Raw genomic sequence first — 22,229 nt, 5'->3', positions numbered from 1 at the left:
AACACTGTAAACAATCACAATATGCCGGTAGAAAAATTCTATTACGACAATAAGACTGTAAAATGGTTTGCTTATGCTGTCCTGTTCTGGTGCATCGTGGGGATGCTGGCCGGGTTATGGGCAGCCATTGCCTTGTATTATCCAAAAATCAACCTTGGCCTTCCCGCCACCAGCTTTGGCCGCATGCGCCCGGTGCACACCAATGCAGTGATCTTTGCTTTTGTAGGCAATGGCATCTTCATGGGCGTGTACTATTCTTTGCAGCGCCTCTGCAAAGCAAGAATGTTCAGCGACCTGCTCAGTAAGATCCACTTCTGGGGATGGCAACTGATCATTGTCGCCGGCGCCATTACACTGTGGGCCGGGTTCACCACCGGCAAGGAATATGCAGAGCTGGAATGGCCGATTGATATTGCGATTACCCTTATATGGGTGGTATTCGGCATCAACATATTCGGCACCATCATCAAACGCCGCGAAAGCCACCTGTACGTAGCTATCTGGTTTTATATTGCCACCTGGGTTACGGTAGCCATGCTGCATATTGTGAACTCTTTTGAGCTGCCGGTCTCTTTGTTCAAAAGCTATAGCTGGTATGCCGGGGTGCAGGATGCGCTGGTGCAGTGGTGGTATGGGCACAACGCCGTAGCCTTCTTCCTTACCACGCCCTACCTTGGCCTCATGTATTACTTTCTCCCGAAGGCAGCCAACAGGCCGGTGTATTCCTACCGCCTTTCCATCATCCACTTCTGGGCATTGATCTTTATCTACATCTGGGCAGGTCCTCACCACTTACTATACACCAGCTTGCCCGATTGGGCGCAGTCATTGGGAGTGGTATTTTCCGTTATGCTCATTGCCCCCAGTTGGGGTGGTATGCTGAATGGTTTATTCACTTTAAGGGGCGCCTGGGATAAAGTACGGGAAGATCCCGTGCTGAAGTTCCTGGTAGTAGCTATCACCTGCTATGGCATGGCCACTTTTGAAGGCCCGTTGCTGAGTTTAAAAAATGTAAATGCCATATCCCATTTCACCGACTGGACCATTGCCCATGTGCACATCGGTGCGCTCGGTTGGAACGGCTTCCTCACCTTTGGTGTATTGTACTGGCTCATACCCAAAATGTGGAATACCACGCTCTATTCCAAAAAACTGGCCGGCACACACTTCTGGATCGGCACCATTGGTATTATACTATACGCGCTGCCTTTATATTGGGCAGGCTTTGCCCAAAGCATGATGTGGAAATCCTTTACAGAAGAAGGACAACTGAAATTCCAGTTCCTCGAAACAGTAACGCATATCATACCGATGTACATTACCCGTAGTGTGGGGGGCGCCCTCTACATCGGCAGTGCCTTTATCATGATCTATAACCTGCGCAAAACCATTCAGCAGGGCAACTTTATGGCCAACGAAGCGGCGGAAGCTCCCGCCTTACCCAAACAGATCCTTACGCATGGTAAAGAATACTGGCACCGCTGGATTGAAAAAAGACCCATGCAATTACTGGTGTTCAGCCTCGTGGTCGTAGCCATCGGCGGTATCCTCGAAATGATCCCCACTTTCCTGGTAAAATCGAATGTACCTACCATCAGTAGTGTGAAACCATATACGCCCCTGGAATTGCATGGCCGTGACATCTATGTACGGGAAGGTTGCTATACCTGCCACTCGCAAATGATCCGCCCGTTCCGGGATGAAGTAGCGCGATACGGTGACTATTCCAAAGCCGGTGAGTTTGTGTATGATCACCCTTTCCAGTGGGGGTCTAAGCGTACCGGTCCCGATCTCGCCCGGGAAGGTGGCAAATACCCGGATAGCTGGCATTACAACCACATGCTCGATCCGCAGTCCATGTCACCCGGCTCTATCATGCCGTCCTATGGATGGTTATTCGATAATAAGATAGATACGGGCAGCACGGCAGCCAAAATACGCGCCATGCAAACGCTGGGGGTGCCTTATCCGCAGGGATACGACCAGCAGGCCAACAAAGAACTGATGGAGCAGGCAGGCGCCATCAGCGCCAGCCTCAAAGGCGATAAAATACAGACCAGTAAAAATGCTGAGATCGTGGCCCTCATCGCTTACCTGCAAAGATTGGGTAAAGATATCAAGGCCACACCCGCAGCAGAAACCGTAAAACAATAGCAGTATGAAATTCATTCACTACCTCGAAAAGATCAGCGGCGTAAGCATTTATGGCCTCGGCTCGCTGCTCATATTTGGTTTATTCTTCCTTATCATGCTTATATGGGTTTTCAAAGCCGATAAGAAGCTGATAGAAGAAGTGAGCAAAATTCCCCTCGATACAACCGTTTAACAGAAAAAGAACCGTTATGTCTCTCTATAAAAAGATATGCTTATTGGCAATTACTGTAAGCTGCCATACATTTTTATTTGCACAGGCCCCGGCGCCTGCTGCGATAGAAGATCCTTTTGTAGTAACGATGATCATTATCATGATCCTCCTGGCCCTCATTATTGGTCTCCTGGCCTGGGTAGTGTTGGGCAGTGCACAGGTTTACCTGGAAAAGTCGAAACAGGAAGAGGCCACAGCAGAAAAAAAAAGCAACCCTGTAACCGCTGCGGCCACTGTACTTGCAGCATTACTGGGTAGCCTGGCTGTGCAGGCTGAGGAAACAGGTGCCGGCGTGGTAGTTAAGGCCCACAACATCAGTGATACTGCTTTTTATACCATGGCAGGCGTTATCTTCCTTGAACTCATTGTTATTGGTGCACTGTTGTACAACCTGCGCGTGTTGCTGGAGATCAGGAAAAAGAAGAAAGCAGTCCTGGCTGGCGCCCCGGTAAAACCTGCGTTGAACTGGTGGGCCAGACTTAACAAGTTCAGGCCGGTGGAACAGGAATCCAGCCTCGACCTCGGCCATGAATACGATGGTATCCGGGAGCTCGACAACCGCCTGCCGCCCTGGTGGCTCTATGGGTTCTACCTCACCATCATTTTTGCCGGTATCTACCTGTGGCGGTACCATGTATCGCATACGGCGCCCTCAAGTGGTGAGGAGTATCAACTGGCGGTAAAGGCGGCCGAAGTAAAGCGCGCCGAATTCCTGAAAAAAGCAGCCAATAACGTAGATGAGAACACGGTAGAATACCTGCCCGCCAGTGACGACCTTGCTGCAGGGCAGAAGATCTATGCCACCACCTGCTTTCCTTGTCATGGTAAGCAGGGAGAGGGTGGAGTAGGACCCAACCTCACCGATGATTACTGGCTGCATGGTGGAAGCGTAAAGGATATTTTTAAAACCATCAAGTATGGGGTACCGGAAAAGGGCATGAAGAGCTGGAAAGATGATTATTCACCCGTGCAGCTTGCACAGCTTACCAGTTATATCAGATCGATCAAAGGCACCAATCCGCCCAATGCCAAAGCCGCGCAGGGTACCATTTACCAGGAAGAAGGCGCCAAAGCAGGTGATTCAACCAAGGTAGCAGCATCGGGTAAATAAAATAATATGTCGGCAGTAAAAGAAACAACACAGGAATCGTTCAGAGACAGGATCGCTACCGTAGATGCCAGCGGCAGGCGCCAATGGGTGTATGTCCAAAAGCCGGCCGGCAGGTTGTACAACCTGCGTACCTGGGTGAGCCTTGGTTTCTTTGGTTTGTTTGTGGCCCTGCCTTTTGTTCATATAAATGGCAGGCCCCTGTTCCTGTTCAATATCCCTTCCGCCCGGTTTATTATTTTCGGCAAGGTGTTCTGGCCGCAGGACTTTTTCATCTTCGGCCTTACTATGATCACCTTTGTCATCTTTATCATCCTGTTTACAGCCGCCTTTGGCCGGTTATTTTGTGGCTGGGTATGCCCACAAACAGTATTCATGGAAATGCTGTTCCGCAAAATTGAATATGTTATTGAAGGAAGCGCTGCACAACAGAAATTGAATAAAACGAAGCCCTGGACAGCCGGAAAGATCACCCGCCGGGCCATCAAATATGGAGTATTCTATCTCCTGTCATTCATCATTGCCAACTTTTTCCTGGCGTATATCATTGGCATAAAAGAATTATACAAGATCATCACAGAACCGGTGGCGCAGCACATCGGAGGGTTAACATCCGTAATATTGTTCTCCGGCGTATTCTTCGCCGTATATGCTTTCTTCAGGGAGCAGGCCTGTACGGTAGTTTGTCCTTATGGACGATTGCAGGGCGTACTGCTGGATAAGAATTCCATGCTCGTGGCATACGATTACAAGCGGGGAGAGCCAAGAGCCAAATTCACCAAAAAAGCTACGCTGGATGCAGGCGATTGTATAGACTGCTTTCAATGTGTAAAAGTATGTCCCACCGGCATTGACATCCGCAATGGCACGCAGATGGAATGTGTAGGCTGCACCGCCTGTATAGATGCGTGTAACGCCATTATGGACAAGACCGGAAAGCCGCAGGGGCTTATCCGGTATGCTTCGGAAAGTGGTATTGCCGGCAAAGAACCCCTCCACTACACCACCCGCATGAAGCTCTACACGGGCCTCTTATCAGTGCTCATTATCTTGCTGGGTATTCTCTTAATGTCACGCAAAGATGTGGATGCAACGGTCATGCGCACGCCCGGTATGCTGTACCAGGAAAGGGGAACTGATAGTGTATCCAATCTCTATAACATTAAGGTGGCCAACAAAACCACTGCTGATATTCCATTGCGGCTGCAACTGGAAGAAAGCAACGGTAGGATAGAAATCATAGGAGGCGCTACGGTAGCAGTGAAGAAAGAGGAAGAAAGCGCCGGTACCTTTTTTATTGTATTGCCAAAGCGATTAATACAGGAAAGGAAATCAACCCTGAACATCGGCCTTTACCAGGGTAATAAAAGAATAGACATAATACATACCAGCTTCCTGGGGCCGGTAAGCGATCAATAATAAAACTACGATGATGAACTGGGGAAATAAATTAATACTGGTATTTATAGGCTTTGGAGCCATGATGTCATTCATGGTATACCGTTGCATGAAAGTGCCGGTGAATCTCGTGTCTAAAGAATACTACCGTGATGAGATCGCCTATCAGGAAGAGATCGACAGCCGGGCAAAGACCAATGCCCTCAGCGGCAAAGTAATACTGTTGGAAAGTAAGGAAGCTATTGGCCTCACATTGCCTGCCGAAATGAAGTACAGGAAGGTGGAAGGGAATATCGTGTTGTATTGTCCGGCTGATGCCCGGTACGACCGGCAGTTTGTGCTGCAAACAGACAGCGCAGCTTCTCAGTTATTGAGCAAAGAAACGCTGGCGCCGGGCAGTTATGTGGTAAAAATATCCTGGAAGACAGACGGGGCCAATTACTACAGCGAGGAACCTTTAACCATCCACTGATGACAGCACCGGTAGTCATAGCGGGAGTCGGCATGGGTATGGTGAGCAGCCTGCATTGCATAGGGATGTGCGGGCCATTGGTGATGGCTTTGCCTTTACCACAGCAGGCCGGTTTCCGGCGGATGCTGGCTGTTATCACTTATAACGCAGGAAGACTTACTACTTATGGCATCCTGGGCGCCCTGTTTGGTTTGGCGGGCAGAAGGTTGCAGGTAGCAGGCTGGCAGCAATGGCTCTCTGTTATGTTGGGAATAACGATCATCCTATGGTGGTTAGCTGCCAGGTCAGGAAAACAAACTTCTTTTTGGCCTGCCCGTGTATTACAACAGGCAGTGACCAGGCTGAACCTCTATCTCTGGAAGCGGGCAGGCAAGGCCGGTTTTTACCTGCTGGGCATGGCCAATGGCTTATTGCCCTGTGGCATGGTTTACCTGGCGGTAGCGGCGGCCATCAGTACCGGTAATAGTGCGATGAGCACACTCTTTATGGTGTGTTTCGGATTGGGTACATTGCCGGCCATGACAGGCATTGGATACTTCAGTGTATGGTTCAACCAATCTGTCCGCTTGTATTTGCGAAAGCTGGTGCCGGTATTCACGGTGTTGGTGGGTATGCTGTTGATACTAAGAGGGCTAAATCTTGATATTCCTTTTATCAGTCCCCGGCTGCCGGTAATTCCCGGCGGGGGTGTATCCTGTCATTGAGGAATAGTGATCGTTACGTGGGTGCCTTCCTGGAGTTTGCTGGTCAGCTCGATGTTACCCTGTAATAATTCCACATACCGTTTTACAATGTGCAGGCCCAGTCCGGTGCCTTCAATGTTCAGTACGTTCTTGCCCCGGAAGAAAGTGCTGAACAGGTGTTGCTGGTCTTCTTCAGAAATACCAACGCCCTGGTCAACAACGGCTACCTGCAGACAATGCCCCGGGTTATCAATATTGAGCCTGATGACGGTGTTCTCCCCGGAGAATTTGACTGCATTGCTCAACAGGTTAATGAGGATATTTTTTAGCAGGCGGCTGTCAGTATCAAACTCATCAGCTCCGCTAAAGCTGGGTTCAATCACCTGGCCTTCTTTCAGGATCGCTTTCATTTCATCCACCACTTCGGCCTGGAACTCGCGTACATTAAAAGGGGCGCATTCTGACCTGATCCTGCCTTCTTCCAGTTTGCCCAGTGATAAGAAGTCTTCCAGCAACACGTTCAGGTGACGTACTGAATCTTTAATGCGTTTAATATGCCGGTCGCGTTTATCCTGTTCATCGCTTTGTGTGTACCGGCCGATCAGGGCTGCGGAAGACAATACCGTGCTTAAGGGTGTTCTGAACTCATGGGAGGCCATGGATACAAAGCGCGACTTAATCTCGTTCAGCTCTTTTTCCTTGTTCAGTGCTTCATTTAGCTCCCGTTGTGAGCGCTCCAGTTCCTGCAGGGCTTCTCTTAAGATCAGTGTTCTTTCTTCCACTTTGGATTCCAGCTCTGTATTCAGCTTCCGCATGTCGGCGGTGATCTGTTCCAGTTGCTTCTTCTGGTCCAATAACTCCTGCTCCGATTTCTTACGTTCCGTAATATCCACCAGGAAGGCGATCACGAAGTTCTCGTTCTTCTGGCGGTAATGGCTGAGGCTCACTTCTACCGGGAATTCGCGGCCGGTTTTGGTTTTGGCAAAAAGATCACGTCCATGTCCCATCGTTCTGTTGGCCGGATTTTTATAAAAACCCTGCCGGTAGTGTACATGCTTGTCGTGGAACCGGGTAGGGATCAGTGCTTCAATGGCAATACCTAATAGTTCATCCCGCTCATATTCAAACAGCCGGGCGGCGGCGGGATTGATCAATACGATCTTTCCCGTGGAATTGGTAAGAATGATGCCTTCTGTAGCATGCTCAAACAAAGCATTCACCTGTCTTTCGTCGGATTCTTTGGAACGGTATAGTTTCTTAACATACAAAACAGCCATGGTGGTAATCATCATGATCATGGCAGAGAATAAATGTTGCATCATCACATGCTGGGTAGTCATGCCGGGATGGTCATAAAAGAAGGAAATCACTACCAGCCCTATACTCAGCGCGCCAAATACCTGGGTATACCGGTCGTTCTTCAGGAATACGGTGAGCAATACAGCAATGATCAGTCCGCTATCGTAAAAGCTTACACCGGGGTTCAGGTATTGCAATACGGCCGACGTGATCATCACGATACAGCAGAACAACAGTACATTCAAAGGCTTCTCAGTAAACATACAACCCTTTAAATTTCCCGGAAGTTAAACCAAACTTTTGCAAACAAGGCATCCTTCCTGTTTTTTGCCTGTCTTTATCAGGCAGGCTTGGCTTGTGGCCATCAGTGATGGGCTATAAATACCGGCAGTTGATGTTCGGTGATAGCATCATGTATAAAGCTGCGTTTGAATAACCGCGACAGGGAAGACCGGCCAAACGCTCCACTTACCAGGATGCCGCCATGCTGCTCACTGATCCAGGTACTGAGGTATTGCCGTGCATCGAGGTGCAGGGTCAGGTAAGCGCATTGCTCAAAATGCTGGCATACCAGGTCTTTGATCTTTTTTTCAGCCGGCATGGTTACATCCACATCCTCATCTACATAAATGACCAACGTTTTGCGGTCGCATAAGGCAGGGAACAGGTAGACAAACTGTTTAATAGCGTAAGTGGAAGCTTCACTGCCATAGTGCTGCATATTCTATCTGTGGCAGGAAAATACCGGTAAGCGATACAGGTTCAAGTCTGTGCATACCTGCAATAAACTGCATGGCCCCTGCTGAGTAATGTGCGCTGTCGAATGCAACCATTATCTTTTTCATACTTCAGTTTGATTTCATCTGTTGTTATTCGCTTTGGCGAAACTCGATCAATGCGATCTGTTGAAAGCTGCTTAATGTGCCCTGGTCCACAAACTCCACATCTCCGCCATCCTTTAATACCTTTTCAATAATATCATCTACCAGGTCTTTCATATTATAAGGATCATCGGCAGAACGTGTAAAGGCAGAAGCTCCTTCCCGTTCCATGCGACAAGGGCTCGTAAAGTTTTCTTCCACTACCAGTAATTGCCCCCTCCGGTGGGTAGCTGTGTTCCAGACTTCCTTGATGCCACAGGATAGCTTCCCGTCTTTATGGGCTTTGTACAGTTTTTGTATTAAGTACCGGTGTTTGTGTTTGTTCCAGTGATGCAGTTCGGATTGTAAAGTCATAAGAATAGCTGTTTCATTTGATGTATCGAAGCTTCCTGGCAGGTAGCCAATAATATTTTCTGTATGGGTGGTGATGTGTTTGAATGGCTCAAGTACCTGTTCCTGCCCCAGGATAAACACGGGCAGTTGATAGGCGCTCAGCATAAAACCAAGTCCCTGGTCCATCTTATGCAAAAAATGGTTGCCATAGCCGCTGGCAGGATCACCTGCTTCCCGGTTTTGCTTAATGCAGGTGAGGGTGGTAGAGGTGCCTGTATACATCCTGGCCCAATGGTTGCCCAATACCATGACCAGGTATTGAGTTTCCCTGCTTTTTGCCTTCACCACTTCCCGGATGTTCAAATATTCACCGGTCTGGATGGTTTCTGTAACCGGGAAATCCAGGTAAAAAAGCCTGGATGCGAAAGGAGTAGCAAGGATAGCAATGCTCTTCCTGTAATTACTATAATTGATGCCGGCAATTAGTTGTTGTACCTTGGTAAGTACGGGTATGGCCTTATGGGTGGAATAAAATTGCAGCAGGCGCCCTTCCGCTTTGGCCAGCATAGTTTTTAAACGGCAGGTGATCGTGCTCTTGTCATAGAGCTGAGGCTCAAAGGGCAAAACAAGGCAAACCGAAGGCGCATGCCCGGTTTCTTTTAAAAATTCTGCGGGATATTGTAACACCTGGTTCATAACGGCTGATTTAGTAGTTATAATAATTGCTTAAGCAAGCAGGGCCGATTGGGTCGACTTTTCAAAGCGGCCCGTTTTTTTCGTTAGCCGGATCCGGAAGACTACTCCGGGTACAGGTTCCGTAATATTGTTCGTAAAGGGCCAGTCGGCCGACTGGCGTACCCGTTCACTGCTGACCATGGGCAATACCCTGTCCCGCAATTTATCCAGCGCCTCCCTGCGTTCCCTGCCTTGCGGCAATTCTTCAAAACTGCCCCACGCGATCACGCTTTTCCAGTTGGCCATATTTTCCAGTTCATCCGTCTGGAAGCATACCTGCGGGTTCTGCCGCATCAGGGTCACCTTCATGCCTTCCTGCGTGTAGCAATACACAAACTGCCCGTCATACGCAAAGCTGATGGGCACTACATAAGTAATACCTTCTGCATGGCAGCCAATACGGCCTACCACTTGCCGGCTCAATACATTTTCAATTTCTGCAGGAGATAAGTTACCAAACATAACAGTGGATTTTTAAGCTAAGTACAGGAATAAGCGAGGCAATTTCCATGATGCCTATCAGCGCGCCATCTGATTATGCTCAATAAAGCGTATGCAGGGTTTCCTGCCTTTTTTCAGACTCCCATGTTTGCAGGGACTGTATCAGGGGTTGGATACGCGCGGCTTCCACACCGTCGAAGTCCTGCAGCATGGCTTTCTTTTCCTGTGGGTCCCTGGCCAGCCGGGCGCCCAGCTTCAACAGCAGGCGGTCTGTCCACGACAGTTTACGCATGATCATCCGGCCTTTCAGGAAGAAAACAGGATTGTTCCTTAAAGAGCGTGGGATGTTATCGGCAATGATCTTAGCCGTTTTTTCTTTGGCGGCTGCAGGGGTGCCACATACAATAAAAAAGAACAGTTTCTTTGATTTCAGCCATTCCTGGTTGCGGATAAGCCAGCTTTGTAACTGCAGTTTACCAATGTACACAGCGCTGCCGATGAGTACATAATCGGCATCTATCAATTGTCCGCCGGTTATAGTAGGCGTAAACACTGGCAGGTTCAGTTCTTTTGACAGCATGTCTGCATATTCACGGGTTGCCCCGTATTTGCCTTTATAAATGATAATCCCTTTCATACATCTTGCATTTGGAACAAAAATATTGTCCCGGTTATAGCAATACCATGACTGATGTTATGGGGCGGGATGATAATGCTCAATAATAAAATTGCTTCAAAAGTTTTTAAGAAACGCAGGCGGGATGGGTGTTTGCATAAAAAAAGGCGTCAGGTAATGACGCCTTTAATGCTGAATCTGTGATCCGGATTGGATTCGAACCAATGACCTACTGCTTAGAAGGCAGTTGCTCTATCCAACTGAGCTACCGGACCTTTTTTGCGAGCCGCAAATATAGACAAATATATTGTACTTTCTTAAAGAAAATCAACTCCTTAGCAAAGGCATAATCCCCTGATCCTGAAACCTTCCCATCTTTCCCTGGCAGCCCTCCCGGAAGCATTATTCACCAACTATGCAAATAAATCATCATCCACCATTCTATAGCCATGCCAATTGATCCAAATACCCAAGCTATTCCGATTTAGCACTACCATTTCTTCCAAAATAAAATTATATTGCGGTCGTTAATTGCTGCAAACCGTGAGCCCCGCTTCGCCATACCACGACCAAAATGACGATGTACTCCAGCAACTCTTCAACGAGTTGTTCCGGGAACATGAGCACAAGCTCTATGCATTTGTGGTAAAAGTCCTGCGCTCCGACGCCCAGGCCAAAGACATCGTGCAGGACGTATTCCTGAAACTGTGGACCATCCGCGAGCAACTGCACGAGATCGGGAACATGGACGCCTTCCTCTACCGCCTCACCGAAAATAAAGTATACGACTACCTGCGCGCGGCCGCCACCCGCGAGAAAACACGCCAGGAGTTATGGCTGCGCATCCGGCAGGCCGGAGAGGCTATGCCCGATCAACTGGAGACCAAAGAATACCATACCCTCATCCAGCAGGCCATCCACCGCTTACCGCCCCAGCGTAAAACCATTTACCTCCTCAGCAAGCAGGAAGGCCTCAAACAACAACAGATCGCCCGGGAACTGCAAATATCCCCCCATACCGTACGCAACCACCTCGCAGAAGCCTTTAAATCTATCCGGAACTACGTAAAAAAGAACCTGCAAAGCCTGCTCAGCTTATAATTTGTAGTAATCCTACTACACGATTTTTCAAATACGCCTACACAGCAGGAACGGAAACCCTTCTATTTTCGCTGGCCTGAGTAAACCTGATCTGGCAGTGTTAACCCCTGCTGATCGCTCCACCTGTTTACCGGTTCCATTGGTAGCTCTGATCTGTATCCCATTGTAAACAATCAACCTTTACAAATCAATAACCTATGCGTAAACCTCTACAACTCACCTTACCGCGCACGCGTAAGTGGTACAGGGCTTTCCTGATCGTATTAATGGGTATGCTGGTGGCGTCGAAGTCCATGGCTACCACCTACACAGTTACCAACCTGCTCAATACCGGGGCCGGTTCACTGCGGCAGGCCATCCTCAATGCCAATGCGGATGCCTCCGGTCCGCACACCATCGTCTTCTCCGTCTCCGGCGTGATCAACATTACTACCACCCTGCCTGCCATTACCCGGCAGGTTACCATGGATGGCGGTAATACTATTACCATCAGTGGCCCCGGTGGGGATAATTACATCGGGCTGATCACCCTGGGCGCAGGCTCCGGCGGCAGTACCATCAAAAACTTAGTGCTACGCAATACCGGACTGGAGCCGGTACTGCTCACTGCTGCCCTGAGTGGCATTACCCTCGAAAAGCTCACGCTGAGCCAAACCGGCACCCATTATGCCAACCACGGCATCATGGCCAATGGTGCGGTAACCAACATGACCATAAAGAATGTGACCATCACCGGTACCCAGGATAATTACTATGGTATCCTTTTCAATAGCACGGTCACCAATATGATGATCGATGGTTATAAACACTCGGGTGGGGGAGGCGGATCGGGCCGCGCCCTGCAGTTCCTCGGGGTGGTGAATGGAGCCACCATCAAGAATTGTTTGCTGGATATGGACGACCCCGCTACCACCGATGATGGCGACTATTCCGTCATCTTCAATAGCAATGCGAGCAACATCACCATTGACAGCTCCACTTTCCGGGATGCGGAGATCTACCCGCTTTACTTTAAAGGTAACGCCACCTTCACCAATATCACGGTAAAGAACTCCACCTTCGATAACCTCGATGGCGGACAAACCACCCAGATGCTGCGGTTTGAAACCACCACCAATGTCAATACCCTTACCATTGACAAGAACGTATTCAATGCCGACTTCCGCAACACCACTAATGATGGCGATTATGGCATAGTGCTGGGCAGTGTGAGCAACCAGAATATCAACATTACCAACAATACCTTTTTAGAGCACGATGGTTCCGGCCTGCATGTGGCCGCCAACCATGCCGCCAATACCGATAACCTCACCATCAAAGGCAACACCTTTACCAGGAATGGCCAGGGAACTACTGCTACAGGTGGTATGCGCATCTATGTACGGAATGCCACATCTGATGTCGACTCAGTCCGCATCACAGAAAATACGTTCAATACCAATAACGGCGAGGCCATCGGCGTTTTTGCCGCCAGCAATGTAGCCTCTACGGTAGCAAAATTCCTCATCAGCAAAAACACCATTTATAGTACACAATCTTCGTTGGGTGCCATCTACGTGCAGCAGGTCAGTAAAGTAGTGATCTCTCAAAACAGCATTTACAACAACGTAGGCCTCGGCATCCAACTGGTGTCCGGGGGCAACTGTAGTTATGAAGGCGCCAATACACCCCAGCTACTTTCTTCTACCGAAACAACACCTGGCGTATACACCATCTCGGTAAAAATGCCCGCCATTTGCGGATCGGGCAACTGCTCATTGGAACTATTTTCCAATGCCGCCAAAGTAACCGGGGTAGGAGGGCAACATTATGTCACTACCCGTACCGGACTGGCTTCCGGCACCCAAACGCTCACCGGCGTTAGCGGCAGCTTCCCCGAAATCAATGCTGCACCGTATGGTACCTGGTCGGCTACATTGAAGTTGAATAACAACTGCGGTACTTCCGAATTCAGCAACAAGATCCGCGTGAAGGTCGTAGGCCCTGCCGGCGTAAACTCCGGCATCAAGCTTTGGCTGCGCGGCGATGAGATACTCTCCGGCGGCACAGTGCCCTCGGCCAGCGGTCAGTTGATCTCCGGCTGGGATGAATTAAGCGGTGGCGGTGGGCCATCGGCTGTTACGATCGTGAACAACCCGCTTACCAAGCTCAATGGGATCAACTTCAATCCGGTAGCCGATATGGATGGGGATCTCATCAGAGGGGTACTTTCTGCTGCACCATCCTGGATCACCAGCAACGCCATCACGTCGGTAGGTGTATTCAACCCCCAATCAATATCCGCCTCCAACGATCGTTTCTTTGTATTGTACTCGCAGTCCGGTGTTGATTACAATACCAATGCGGCACAGATAGAATTCTGGCGCAACGGTACCAACATTCAATCCTACAGGGGTAATACTGTATTGAATCCTCCCACGCCGGGTACTACCGGCGTAAAAGCGTTCGACAGGCCCGGTGTGTTCACGTCGCTCACTTCTGCTACTAACCATACAGCCTATTATAATGGCGCCAGTTTAGGTAGCGGCGCTTACAATAAAGGAAATTTTGCCATCAGTCAGTGGTTTGTAGGCGGTGGCTATGGGCCCAATCCCAGCGGCGCTGCCGGCAACACCTGGTACTACATGGGTGAAACAGATTTTGCCGAAGTATTTACGTACAATCGTACGCTCACAGCCGCTGAGCTGCAAAAGGTGCAGTCCTACATGGCGCTCAAATATGGTATAGCCATGAAACAAAATTACCTGTTGAGCAATGGCACCCTCGTATGGGATGTAACGGCCAATGCAGCGTACAGCAAAGAGATCGCAGCGCTGGTGAAAGATGATGTATCCATCCTGGAACAAAAGCAGGCCAAAGCCTTTCATACCGATGAAGTAGCAACCATTGGCATTGGTTCGTCCATTGCCGCCACCAATAAAGACAATGAAGGGGAGATCACCAACGACCTTTCTGTATTGATATGGGGCAATGATAGCGCTTCCACTGCCTTCACGCAAACCTTTACCGGCACTTTTGCCAATACCCGCATGGTGCGCAAATGGAAAGTGCAAAAGACCAACTGGGCCGATCAGGATATTACCGTGAAGCTCACCAATGGTAAGCTGGGCAATTACCTGCTCATCAGTACCGATCCCACTTTTGCCACCGTAAGCCAGGAGCTGCCCCTGAACAATGAGGGTACCGTAACCCTTTCTTCTGCCTTGCTCACCGATGGTGTTTACTTCACCTTCGGCCGTCAGCAGAAAAGTCCGGGTGGTGTACTTACTAGCCTGGATGTATGGGCAAAGGCCGACAACGGGGTTACCCTGTCTGGCGCCAATGCCGTCAGTTGGGAAGACCAGGGATCTTCCATGCGTATATGGAACAGGATTAATACCAACGCACTTCCCTGGAGTCCTGCGGCCATGAATTATAACCCGGTCATTACATTCCCTGGACCTACGAACGCAAACTATTTTAACTTCCCGCAGTTCACCAACACCTACACACAGGGGGAAGTATTCTCTGTTCAATCTTCAGCGGTCAATAACGTGGAAGGCTTCCCCTGGCAACTGGGCGGCAACAGTGGTACAACCGTAGTTTGGTACCGGTATACCAATGATAACATGTACCTGCATTTTGGTACCAATGCCCGCAGGAACTTTGCGTTCACAGGTAAAAACATGGCATTGCCGGTCATCCTCAATGTGAATACCGCCGCCAACTCCTGGACCGCCTCACTGGATGGAAAAGTGTACAGCGGACCGGCTGCCTATACCACCAGTTTTGCTCAAACAGGTCCCTCCAATGCCCTTGGGGTAGGGTACGGTTCTTATTTCAACGGACCTGTTTCAGAAGTGATCCTGTACAAACGTAAATTGAATGCTACCGAGCGCCAGCAGGTCAACAGCTACATGGCATTGAGGTATGGTATCACGCTGGATCAAACAGTGGCTACCGATTACCTCGCCAGCGATGGCGTCACTACCATGTGGGATGCTTCGGATAATGGCACTTATAAGAATAACATTGCCGGCATTGGCCGTGATGAGAACGGAACCCTGCTGCAGAAACAAAGCCGCAGCATCAATACCGCTGCCAGCGGCAACCTGGTTACTGTTGCCGTGGGCAGTGAACTGGCAGCCAGCAATGCGGAGAATACAGATACCATCACCAACGATAGATCATTCTTCACCTGGGCCGATAACAATGGCGCAGTTACCTATGCTACGCCGGTAACAGGAGAGAAAGTAACCTTCCGGATGGCAAGGGTATGGAAAGTGGACAAGACCAATTGGGCCGACAGGGACATCACCATTAAGTTGCATGGCAGCATATCCAATGGCTACCTGTTGATCAGTAACAGCGATGCCACCTTCGCTACTTTTGATCAGGAACTGCCCATCAATGCCGATAGTACCATTACCATTGGCAGCGACCTGCTGCCCGATGGCGCTTACTTCACCTTTGCCAAAGAATTGAAAGGCCCCGGTTTTGTAAATGCAGGCATACAGCTATGGTTGCGCGCAGATGATGGTACGTCGGTGAATAACACCTGGTTCGATTACAGCGGCAATGACATCGATGCACAGCAGGCTACAGCGGCCAATCAACCGGCCCTTACCGGCAATGCGGCCAACTTCAACCCCGCCTTCCGGTTCGATGGCACAGATGATTATATGGACTTCGCCAGCAACCTCACGCTTACCGGCACCAATCCGTTTACGGTGGTGGGGTTAGGTTTGCGCGAAACCATTGCTACCTGGGACGGTTTCTTATCGCAACAAGGTTCCACTACGGGCGGCTTCCTGTTTGGCATAGATGCTGTCAACAAAAACCAGATCCACCGTACGGGAACAGGTACCACCTTAACAGGTACGGCCACCAATAACCTACCGAACTTCCCTTACCTGGTAACAGGTACCCGCAGTGGCAACAACTTTGCTTTATACAACAATGGCGGGGCAGACGGCACTATTACCTCCACCCACAGCTATAATGTGGCTAATGTAAGGTTGGGTAACCGCCTTGCTTCGGCCGATGTAGCCTTTGCCGGTAAAATACCGGAGGTCGTTGTGTACAACCGCGCGTTGACGGCTGCTGAATTACAACGGGTCCATTCTTACCTGGGCTTTAAATACGGCATTACGCTCAACAATGGCGCCACCGATTATGTCGCTACTGATGGTATTACCAAGATGTGGACAGTGAGCAAGAATACAGGATATACCAATAACATTGCGGGTATCGGTCGCGATGACAAAACTGCCTTATTCCAGAAGCAATCCCGCTCAGCCAGCGATACATTGGTTACGATAGCGGCCGGAAGCACAGTAGCAGCCGACAATGCCTCCAATACAACAGATATCAATGACCTGTCCTTCTTCACCTGGGCCGATAATGGCGGTGCTGCCACCTTCTCAGTAGCAGTGACCAGTGTGGCCAATGCCACTTCCCGCATGGCCCGTGTATGGAAAGTAGACCGCACCAACTGGAACGACCAGGACATTACTGTTAAACTAACACCAGGCGGCGAACGCTACCTGCTGGTACATGCCACCGATCCTGCTTTTGGCGCCGGTACGGTAGAATATGCGATCAATACCATGTCCAGCACCGTTACCATCAATACGGCCGACCTGCCCGATGGCGCTTTCTTTACCATTGGTACCAAAATAGTAGGTCCCGGTTGTGTGAACAATGGCATTGCTACCTGGCTCAGGGCCGACTATGCAGCCGCTCCCAATAGCTGGGTCGACTTCAGCGGCAACCAAACCAATGCAGCACAGGCCACCACCGCCAATCAGCCCGACCTCAATACGGCTGGTCTCAACTATCACCCATCCTTAACGTTCAATGGAACCACGGATAACCTGGTTATACCCAATGCTTCCATCACAGGCAAATATTCCTTTGGCGCCAATGCGCGCACCGTCATTGGAGTAGGGGCAACCAGCGTGGTGAGCTCTACCTATGGCATGATGTTCGCCTATGGCTCCAATGGTGGAGGTACAGGTCTGTACCTGGGTCAGGCAAGCGGCACCAGCGTGGCCGGGTTTGGAGGCTATAACTCGCCCACCTACAATATAACGGGCACCGCCAATTCACTGCCTGTAAACAATACCCGCATCCTCGGCGGCCGTTATACAGGCACTGTTGCCCGTCTCGATGTGAACGGGGCGCTGAATACTTCCCTCACCACCACGTGGAATACAACGGCTGCGCAGCCGGCGTATGTAGGATTGAGCGCTACCACCAACTCCCAATACTGGAATGGCAAATTAGGCGAGATCATCGTATACAACAGGGAGCTCACAGCACCTGAACTGCAACGTGTCAACTCGTACCTCGCCTTAAAATATGGCATCACCCTCAATCAAACAGTAGCTACTGATTATATCGCCAGTGATGGCACTACCCGTATGTGGACGGCTGCCGATAATACCGGTTACAATATCCGCATCACCGGTATCGGCCGCGATGATTGCACCAACCTGTACCAGAAACAAAGTCTCAGTACAGATACCGGTATCGTGGCCATTGCCATGGGCGATTCTGTAGCCACCAGCAACTTCGACAACGCGAATACCATTATCAACGACAATTCCTACCTGGTGTTTGCCGATAATGGTGGTGCTACACAGTATACCACTGCCATCAGCGGACTGGCATCGCTCACTACCCGCATGCCCCGTACCTGGAAAGTGGACAAGACCAACTTTGCCGATACCGATATCAGCTTCAAACTCACAGGTGGCAATGATAAGGTGTACCTTATCGTGAGTGCCACCGACAATGTGTTTGATGGCGCCGATGTGGCTTATCAACTGGATGCCACCGGTACCGTGCTGTTGTCCAGCGCCGACCTACCCGATGGCGCTTACTTCAGCTTTGCCAAGGAACTCAACGGTCCGGGTTATGTAAATGTGGGTGTGCAACTCTGGCTGCGTGCCGATGACGGTGTTTCCACAGTTGATAACTGGAACGACTACAGCGGCAATGACAACCACGCCACACAGGCTACAGCAGCCAGTCAGCCAGTAGCCGTTACGAATTCAGTAAACTATAACCCTGCCTTTGATTTCGACGGCACGGATGATTATATGGACTTTGCTACCAACGCCGGTATCAGTGGTACCAGCCTTTTTACGCTGGCAAGTGTACAGGTAAGAGGTACGGCAACAACTCAGGATGCCATCATTGCACAGCAGGGAGCTATAACCAATGCTTTTTATAATTCTTTTACCGGTGCCGGCAAATATGTTGCAGGAAACTCAAACGTGGGCTCCGTGCAGAGTACAGGCACTTACAGCACAGCCAATATCCCTTATTTGACGGGAATCACCCGGTCAGCAGGTAACCTGTTCAGTCTGTATAACAATGGAAATGCGGATGGAGCACTTGCACAGGCCTATACTTTCCTCACCAATAATCTTCGCCTGGGCAATCGTGCTACATCAGCCGACCTGGCCTTTGATGGTAACATCAATGAGGTGGTAGTATACAACCGGACATTATCCGCCGCCGAACTGCGGCAGGTAAATGCTTACCTGGCCCTCAAATACGGTATTACCATGAGCGGCGATTACATCGCTACCGATGGCACTACGTCGTACTGGACGGCTGCGAATAATACCGGTTACCTGAACAATATAGCCGGTATCGGTCGCGACGATAATACTGATTTGTACCAGAAACAAAGCCGCAGTGTGAACACCACCAGCAACGGCAATATGGTGGCTATGGGATTAACCAGCATAGCGACTACCAATAAAGACAACACAAGTACTTTAGACGATGACCTGAGCTTCCTGGTATGGGGCGATAACGGGCTCAGCAATACGCAAACCACCGAATATCCTGTTACCTTGTTAAACCCCAGCGGATGCAGCAGGATCACGCGCCTGCAACGCGAATGGAAAGTGCAGAAAACGGGTACGGTGAACGACCTGCAACTGAAGCTATTCCTCGCAGGACAGGTACCTTCCAGCACTACGTCCGGCGACCTGAAACTGCTCATCGATGACGATGGCGACTTCGGCAATGGTGGTACCTCCGTGATCGATGCCACTACCTACGATGCGGCTACGCAGCAGGTGACATTCGACAATACCAACTTCAACAATGGTCAGTACTTCACCCTCGTTACCGACCTCACCAACCAGGCCCCGGGTGGTGTGACCACCAATCTCTACACCTGGTACAGGGGCGATAAAGGCGTTACGCTGGGAACCGGTGTAAGCGCCTGGACCGATCAAAGTGCTTCCGGTAAAGATGCAACACAGGCTACCACTGGTGCACAACCTGTGTACAATACCACCAGCAACCTCATCAACTTCAATCCCACACTGAGCTTCGATGGAACCAATGATGTACTGAATAATAATGCCATCAGCTATAGTGGAAGCTCCAGCGATGCCATGTTTGCCGTGGTATTGCCCGATGCAGTGGCCGGTAATCATAATTTTGTTGGGTTAGGAACCAGTGCTTCATCGACGAATAGCACTGAGTTCAGGTTTGTGGCCAACAAATTGGCGTTTGGAGCAGGAGCGCCGTATGCGGAAATTACGAACCCCACTACTTCCAATGGCATTCCACAAATAGCCGCTGTCTCCCGTGCCGCTTTAGGATCTTCCGTCCTGCAAATGAACGGTACCAATGTGGCATCCGGTTCCGTTCCTGCTTTTCCAACAATGGATTATCTGAACATAGGCGCCAGAAGATATGCAGGCGCTACCGATCAGTTCTTTAAAGGACGGATGGCGGAAGCGGTCATTTATATGGGAGCCGTTACCCCTCCCAACCGTGCGAAAATAATCAGCTACCTGGCCATTAAATATGGCATCACACTAGCACAGAATTATGTTGATCCGGCTGGCACGGTTGTTTGGAATACCACTACCAATACAGGCTATGGTTTCAATATCACCGGTATCGGCCGTGATGATTGTAATGGCCTGCACCAGAAACAATCAAAGAGCGTCAATGCAACGGAAGCGTTGGTAACAGTAGGCCATGGCCTGGGTATCAACACCACCAATGCCGGCAATACCAACGTCATGGAAAACAATACGGCCTTGCTGTTGGGGGATGACAACGCCGCACGGGCGACCTTCACCGCCACCGGTGCACCTGCCGGCCGGGAACGTATTGCCCGTACCTGGAAAGTACAGGAAACCGGTACCATCGGTACCGTGACCATACAGGTACCGGCCAATAGCAGCGCGGAAGCAGTCAAATTACCATTGGAAAGAGATGGTATTGTATACTTGCTGGTGAACAGTACCACCGATTTCACCACCGGTGCTATTGAAGTGCCCATGACCCTCAACGGCACTAATTGGGAAACGACCTATGATTTCAGCAGTGGCGATTACTTCACCTTTGCCACCAATGATCTATGCGTTACCACGCAGGCCCTCCTCACCAATTACAATGCAGAAACTATTGCAGCGCCGGATAAATGTTATGTCAATGGCTGGATCTTATTCAGGGACCCTGTAGATGCTTCCAAATACATTGCTGCGATCTATGACCCCACCGGTTTGATCAACAGAACACTCATAACGGCAAGGGTAGATGTGGATGCGGCGTTTGCCGACCTGGGCAAGGGAGATGCCGTCAAAGCGGCCCGCCTCATGCGCCGCCTCCTGCAGGTGGATTGCAGCAACTGCTATGATGCAGTGGCCAATCCCACACCGGGCTTTATCGTCCGCATGTTCTATGCGCCCGATGAAAAGGCCGGCGCAGAAAGCGTGGAGACCAACAGCATGGAATCACTTAAAACCGCCAATGGCCTCACCGATGCGCATTTCTTCAAATGGTTCAAGGCTTCCGGCAAAACTGCTGCAGAAGTGGTGAGCGGACTCACCGCCGGAGGCATTGCTGCCGGCGGCCAGGAATGGGCAGACGGGGTATTGCCTACCGGACTGGTAGATGGTACGGATTATATCGACTTCACCGGCATCAACAGCTTCTCCACCTTTGGCGGTATCTGGCTGGTCAACCTGCAGCAGGCGCTGCCGGTTACCTGGCTCAACGTACAGGCTACGCCCGTGAACAACGAAAAGATCAATATCAAATGGAGCACGGCCATGGAAATGAACAATGCTTTCTTTGAAGTGGAAAGAAGCGATGATGGCGGCAGCTACCGGCCCATCGCCAAAGTCCCCGGCAAAGTCAACAGCAATACAGTATCCCATTATGCCGTGGATGACCAGGACGTGGCGCCGGGCGTACACTACAGTTACCGCATCCGCCAGGTCAACCTCGATGGCCGCGGCAGCTATTCCAAAGTAGTAACAGCTACGCTGGAGGGCGCAGGTATCCAGGTAAGGGTGATGCCCAACCCGGTGCAGCTTACCCTGCAGGTGGAAATAACGGCCGCCAGCCGGCAACAGGGCCAACTGGTCATCACCGATGCTGCGGGCAAAGTGCTCGAACAGCAAAAGCTGACCATGCCGGCCGGCAAAAAGCTCTTCACCACCGATGTTTCACGCTATAGCAATGGCAACTACTTCATCAGGGTCTTAACGGCCGGTGGGGAAGTGGTGCTGAAGAAATTCATCATACAAAAAGGGTTATAAGAATTTTTCTATGTAACAGGTTTTTGGTTCAGAGCACGCCGGAAGGACTTCTCCTTCCGGCTTTTTTATGCCCGCCCTGGTTCGTCTTTATTCCCCGCAGTGTCTCTCCCCGCCAGGCACCCGCGCGCCAGCGGAGGACGCTGCGGCTCTCCCGCCTTGGTTCGTGTCCTCACGAACCAGGCAAAAAAACTTTCCCCCTCACTAGTACTTTCTTTCCCCGCGTACGTCA

Annotated in this window: 14 protein-coding genes and 1 tRNA gene; 8 read left to right on the top strand and 7 right to left on the bottom strand. The window is 50.3% G+C overall.

The genetic code is table 11. The features are described from left to right. The first annotated feature begins 21 nt into the window (after positions 1–21). Genes ccoN through HB364_RS22145 form a run of 6 tightly spaced genes read left to right on the top strand, consistent with a single transcriptional unit; the run spans position 22 to position 6,047 of the window. The gene (gene ccoN, locus HB364_RS22170) at positions 22–2,154 is read left to right on the top strand and encodes a cytochrome-c oxidase, cbb3-type subunit I (protein WP_167290526.1); all 2,133 of its coding nucleotides are present in this window, start codon (positions 22–24) and stop codon (positions 2,152–2,154) included. A 4-nt stretch (positions 2,155–2,158) separates the two neighbouring features. Continuing rightward, positions 2,159–2,326 carry a CcoQ/FixQ family Cbb3-type cytochrome c oxidase assembly chaperone gene (locus HB364_RS22165; RefSeq protein WP_167290525.1) on the top strand — a complete coding sequence of 56 codons (168 nt, stop codon included), beginning with the start codon at positions 2,159–2,161 and terminating at the stop codon, positions 2,324–2,326. Between the two features lie 16 nt (positions 2,327–2,342). Beyond that, positions 2,343–3,476, top strand: coding sequence for a cbb3-type cytochrome c oxidase N-terminal domain-containing protein (locus tag HB364_RS22160; protein WP_167290524.1), 1,134 nt, complete (start codon positions 2,343–2,345; stop codon positions 3,474–3,476). 6 nt (positions 3,477–3,482) lie between these two features. Beyond that, positions 3,483–4,892 (top strand): cytochrome c oxidase accessory protein CcoG, encoded by a 1,410-nt coding sequence (gene ccoG, locus HB364_RS22155; RefSeq protein WP_167290523.1) that lies wholly within the window; start codon positions 3,483–3,485, stop codon positions 4,890–4,892. Positions 4,893–4,905: 13 nt separating this feature from the next. Beyond that, positions 4,906–5,343: a FixH family protein gene (locus HB364_RS22150; RefSeq protein ID WP_167290522.1), complete on the top strand. Its 438-nt coding sequence runs from the start codon at positions 4,906–4,908 to the stop codon at positions 5,341–5,343. Then, complete coding sequence (locus HB364_RS22145; RefSeq protein ID WP_167290521.1) at positions 5,343–6,047, top strand: sulfite exporter TauE/SafE family protein; 705 nt, start codon at positions 5,343–5,345, stop codon at positions 6,045–6,047. The genes HB364_RS22150 and HB364_RS22145 overlap by 1 nt, the downstream gene beginning before the upstream one ends. Here the strand turns inward: HB364_RS22145 and HB364_RS22140 are convergent. From HB364_RS22140 to HB364_RS22110, 7 genes are all read right to left on the bottom strand, one after another. Continuing rightward, positions 6,041–7,588, bottom strand: a complete 1,548-nt coding sequence (locus HB364_RS22140; RefSeq protein ID WP_246228585.1) for a sensor histidine kinase — start codon at positions 7,586–7,588, stop codon at positions 6,041–6,043. The two genes, HB364_RS22145 and HB364_RS22140, sit on opposite strands and share 7 nt — an antisense overlap. 101 nt (positions 7,589–7,689) lie before the next feature. After that, entirely contained in the window at positions 7,690–8,046 is a 357-nt protein-coding gene (locus HB364_RS22135) for a hypothetical protein (RefSeq protein WP_167290520.1), read from the bottom strand. After that, positions 8,027–8,170: a hypothetical protein gene (locus HB364_RS22130; protein ID WP_167290519.1), complete on the bottom strand. Its 144-nt coding sequence runs from the start codon at positions 8,168–8,170 to the stop codon at positions 8,027–8,029. The genes HB364_RS22135 and HB364_RS22130 overlap by 20 nt, the downstream gene beginning before the upstream one ends. Before the next feature lie 24 nt (positions 8,171–8,194). Next, a complete protein-coding gene (locus HB364_RS22125; protein WP_167290518.1) occupies positions 8,195–9,235 on the bottom strand; it encodes a baeRF3 domain-containing protein in 1,041 nt (346 codons plus the stop codon). A 30-nt stretch (positions 9,236–9,265) separates the two neighbouring features. Further along, positions 9,266–9,736, bottom strand: coding sequence for a pyridoxamine 5'-phosphate oxidase family protein (locus tag HB364_RS22120; protein WP_167290517.1), 471 nt, complete (start codon positions 9,734–9,736; stop codon positions 9,266–9,268). Positions 9,737–9,815: 79 nt separating this feature from the next. Continuing rightward, positions 9,816–10,352: a flavodoxin domain-containing protein gene (locus tag HB364_RS22115; RefSeq protein ID WP_167290516.1), complete on the bottom strand. Its 537-nt coding sequence runs from the start codon at positions 10,350–10,352 to the stop codon at positions 9,816–9,818. A 180-nt stretch (positions 10,353–10,532) separates the two neighbouring features. Then, positions 10,533–10,606: transfer RNA gene (locus tag HB364_RS22110), tRNA-Arg, on the bottom strand. Positions 10,607–10,874: 268 nt separating this feature from the next. Between HB364_RS22110 and HB364_RS22105 the strand changes: the two genes are divergently transcribed. Both HB364_RS22105 and HB364_RS22100 read left to right on the top strand, forming a co-directional pair. Continuing rightward, positions 10,875–11,432 carry an RNA polymerase sigma-70 factor gene (locus HB364_RS22105; RefSeq protein WP_167290515.1) on the top strand — a complete coding sequence of 186 codons (558 nt, stop codon included), beginning with the start codon at positions 10,875–10,877 and terminating at the stop codon, positions 11,430–11,432. A 197-nt stretch (positions 11,433–11,629) separates the two neighbouring features. Then, positions 11,630–22,000: a LamG-like jellyroll fold domain-containing protein gene (locus HB364_RS22100; RefSeq protein WP_167290514.1), complete on the top strand. Its 10,371-nt coding sequence runs from the start codon at positions 11,630–11,632 to the stop codon at positions 21,998–22,000. The last annotated feature ends 229 nt before the right edge of the window (positions 22,001–22,229 follow it).

Origin of the sequence: Paraflavitalea devenefica (assembly GCF_011759375.1) — a bacterium.
Lineage (GTDB): Bacteria > Bacteroidota > Bacteroidia > Chitinophagales > Chitinophagaceae > Paraflavitalea > Paraflavitalea devenefica.
This window is presented reverse-complemented; position numbering and strand designations above follow the sequence as displayed.

Coding starts and splice junctions, on each gene's coding strand:
- ccoN (WP_167290526.1), top strand. CDS start 22: ATGCCGGTAGAAAAATTCTATTACGACAATAAGACTGTAAAATGGTTT.
- HB364_RS22165 (WP_167290525.1), top strand. CDS start 2,159: ATGAAATTCATTCACTACCTCGAAAAGATCAGCGGCGTAAGCATTTAT.
- HB364_RS22160 (WP_167290524.1), top strand. CDS start 2,343: ATGTCTCTCTATAAAAAGATATGCTTATTGGCAATTACTGTAAGCTGC.
- ccoG (WP_167290523.1), top strand. CDS start 3,483: ATGTCGGCAGTAAAAGAAACAACACAGGAATCGTTCAGAGACAGGATC.
- HB364_RS22150 (WP_167290522.1), top strand. CDS start 4,906: ATGAACTGGGGAAATAAATTAATACTGGTATTTATAGGCTTTGGAGCC.
- HB364_RS22145 (WP_167290521.1), top strand. CDS start 5,343: ATGACAGCACCGGTAGTCATAGCGGGAGTCGGCATGGGTATGGTGAGC.
- HB364_RS22140 (WP_246228585.1), bottom strand. CDS start 7,588: ATGTTTACTGAGAAGCCTTTGAATGTACTGTTGTTCTGCTGTATCGTG.
- HB364_RS22135 (WP_167290520.1), bottom strand. CDS start 8,046: ATGCAGCACTATGGCAGTGAAGCTTCCACTTACGCTATTAAACAGTTT.
- HB364_RS22130 (WP_167290519.1), bottom strand. CDS start 8,170: ATGAAAAAGATAATGGTTGCATTCGACAGCGCACATTACTCAGCAGGG.
- HB364_RS22125 (WP_167290518.1), bottom strand. CDS start 9,235: ATGAACCAGGTGTTACAATATCCCGCAGAATTTTTAAAAGAAACCGGG.
- HB364_RS22120 (WP_167290517.1), bottom strand. CDS start 9,736: ATGTTTGGTAACTTATCTCCTGCAGAAATTGAAAATGTATTGAGCCGG.
- HB364_RS22115 (WP_167290516.1), bottom strand. CDS start 10,352: ATGAAAGGGATTATCATTTATAAAGGCAAATACGGGGCAACCCGTGAA.
- HB364_RS22100 (WP_167290514.1), top strand. CDS start 11,630: ATGCGTAAACCTCTACAACTCACCTTACCGCGCACGCGTAAGTGGTAC.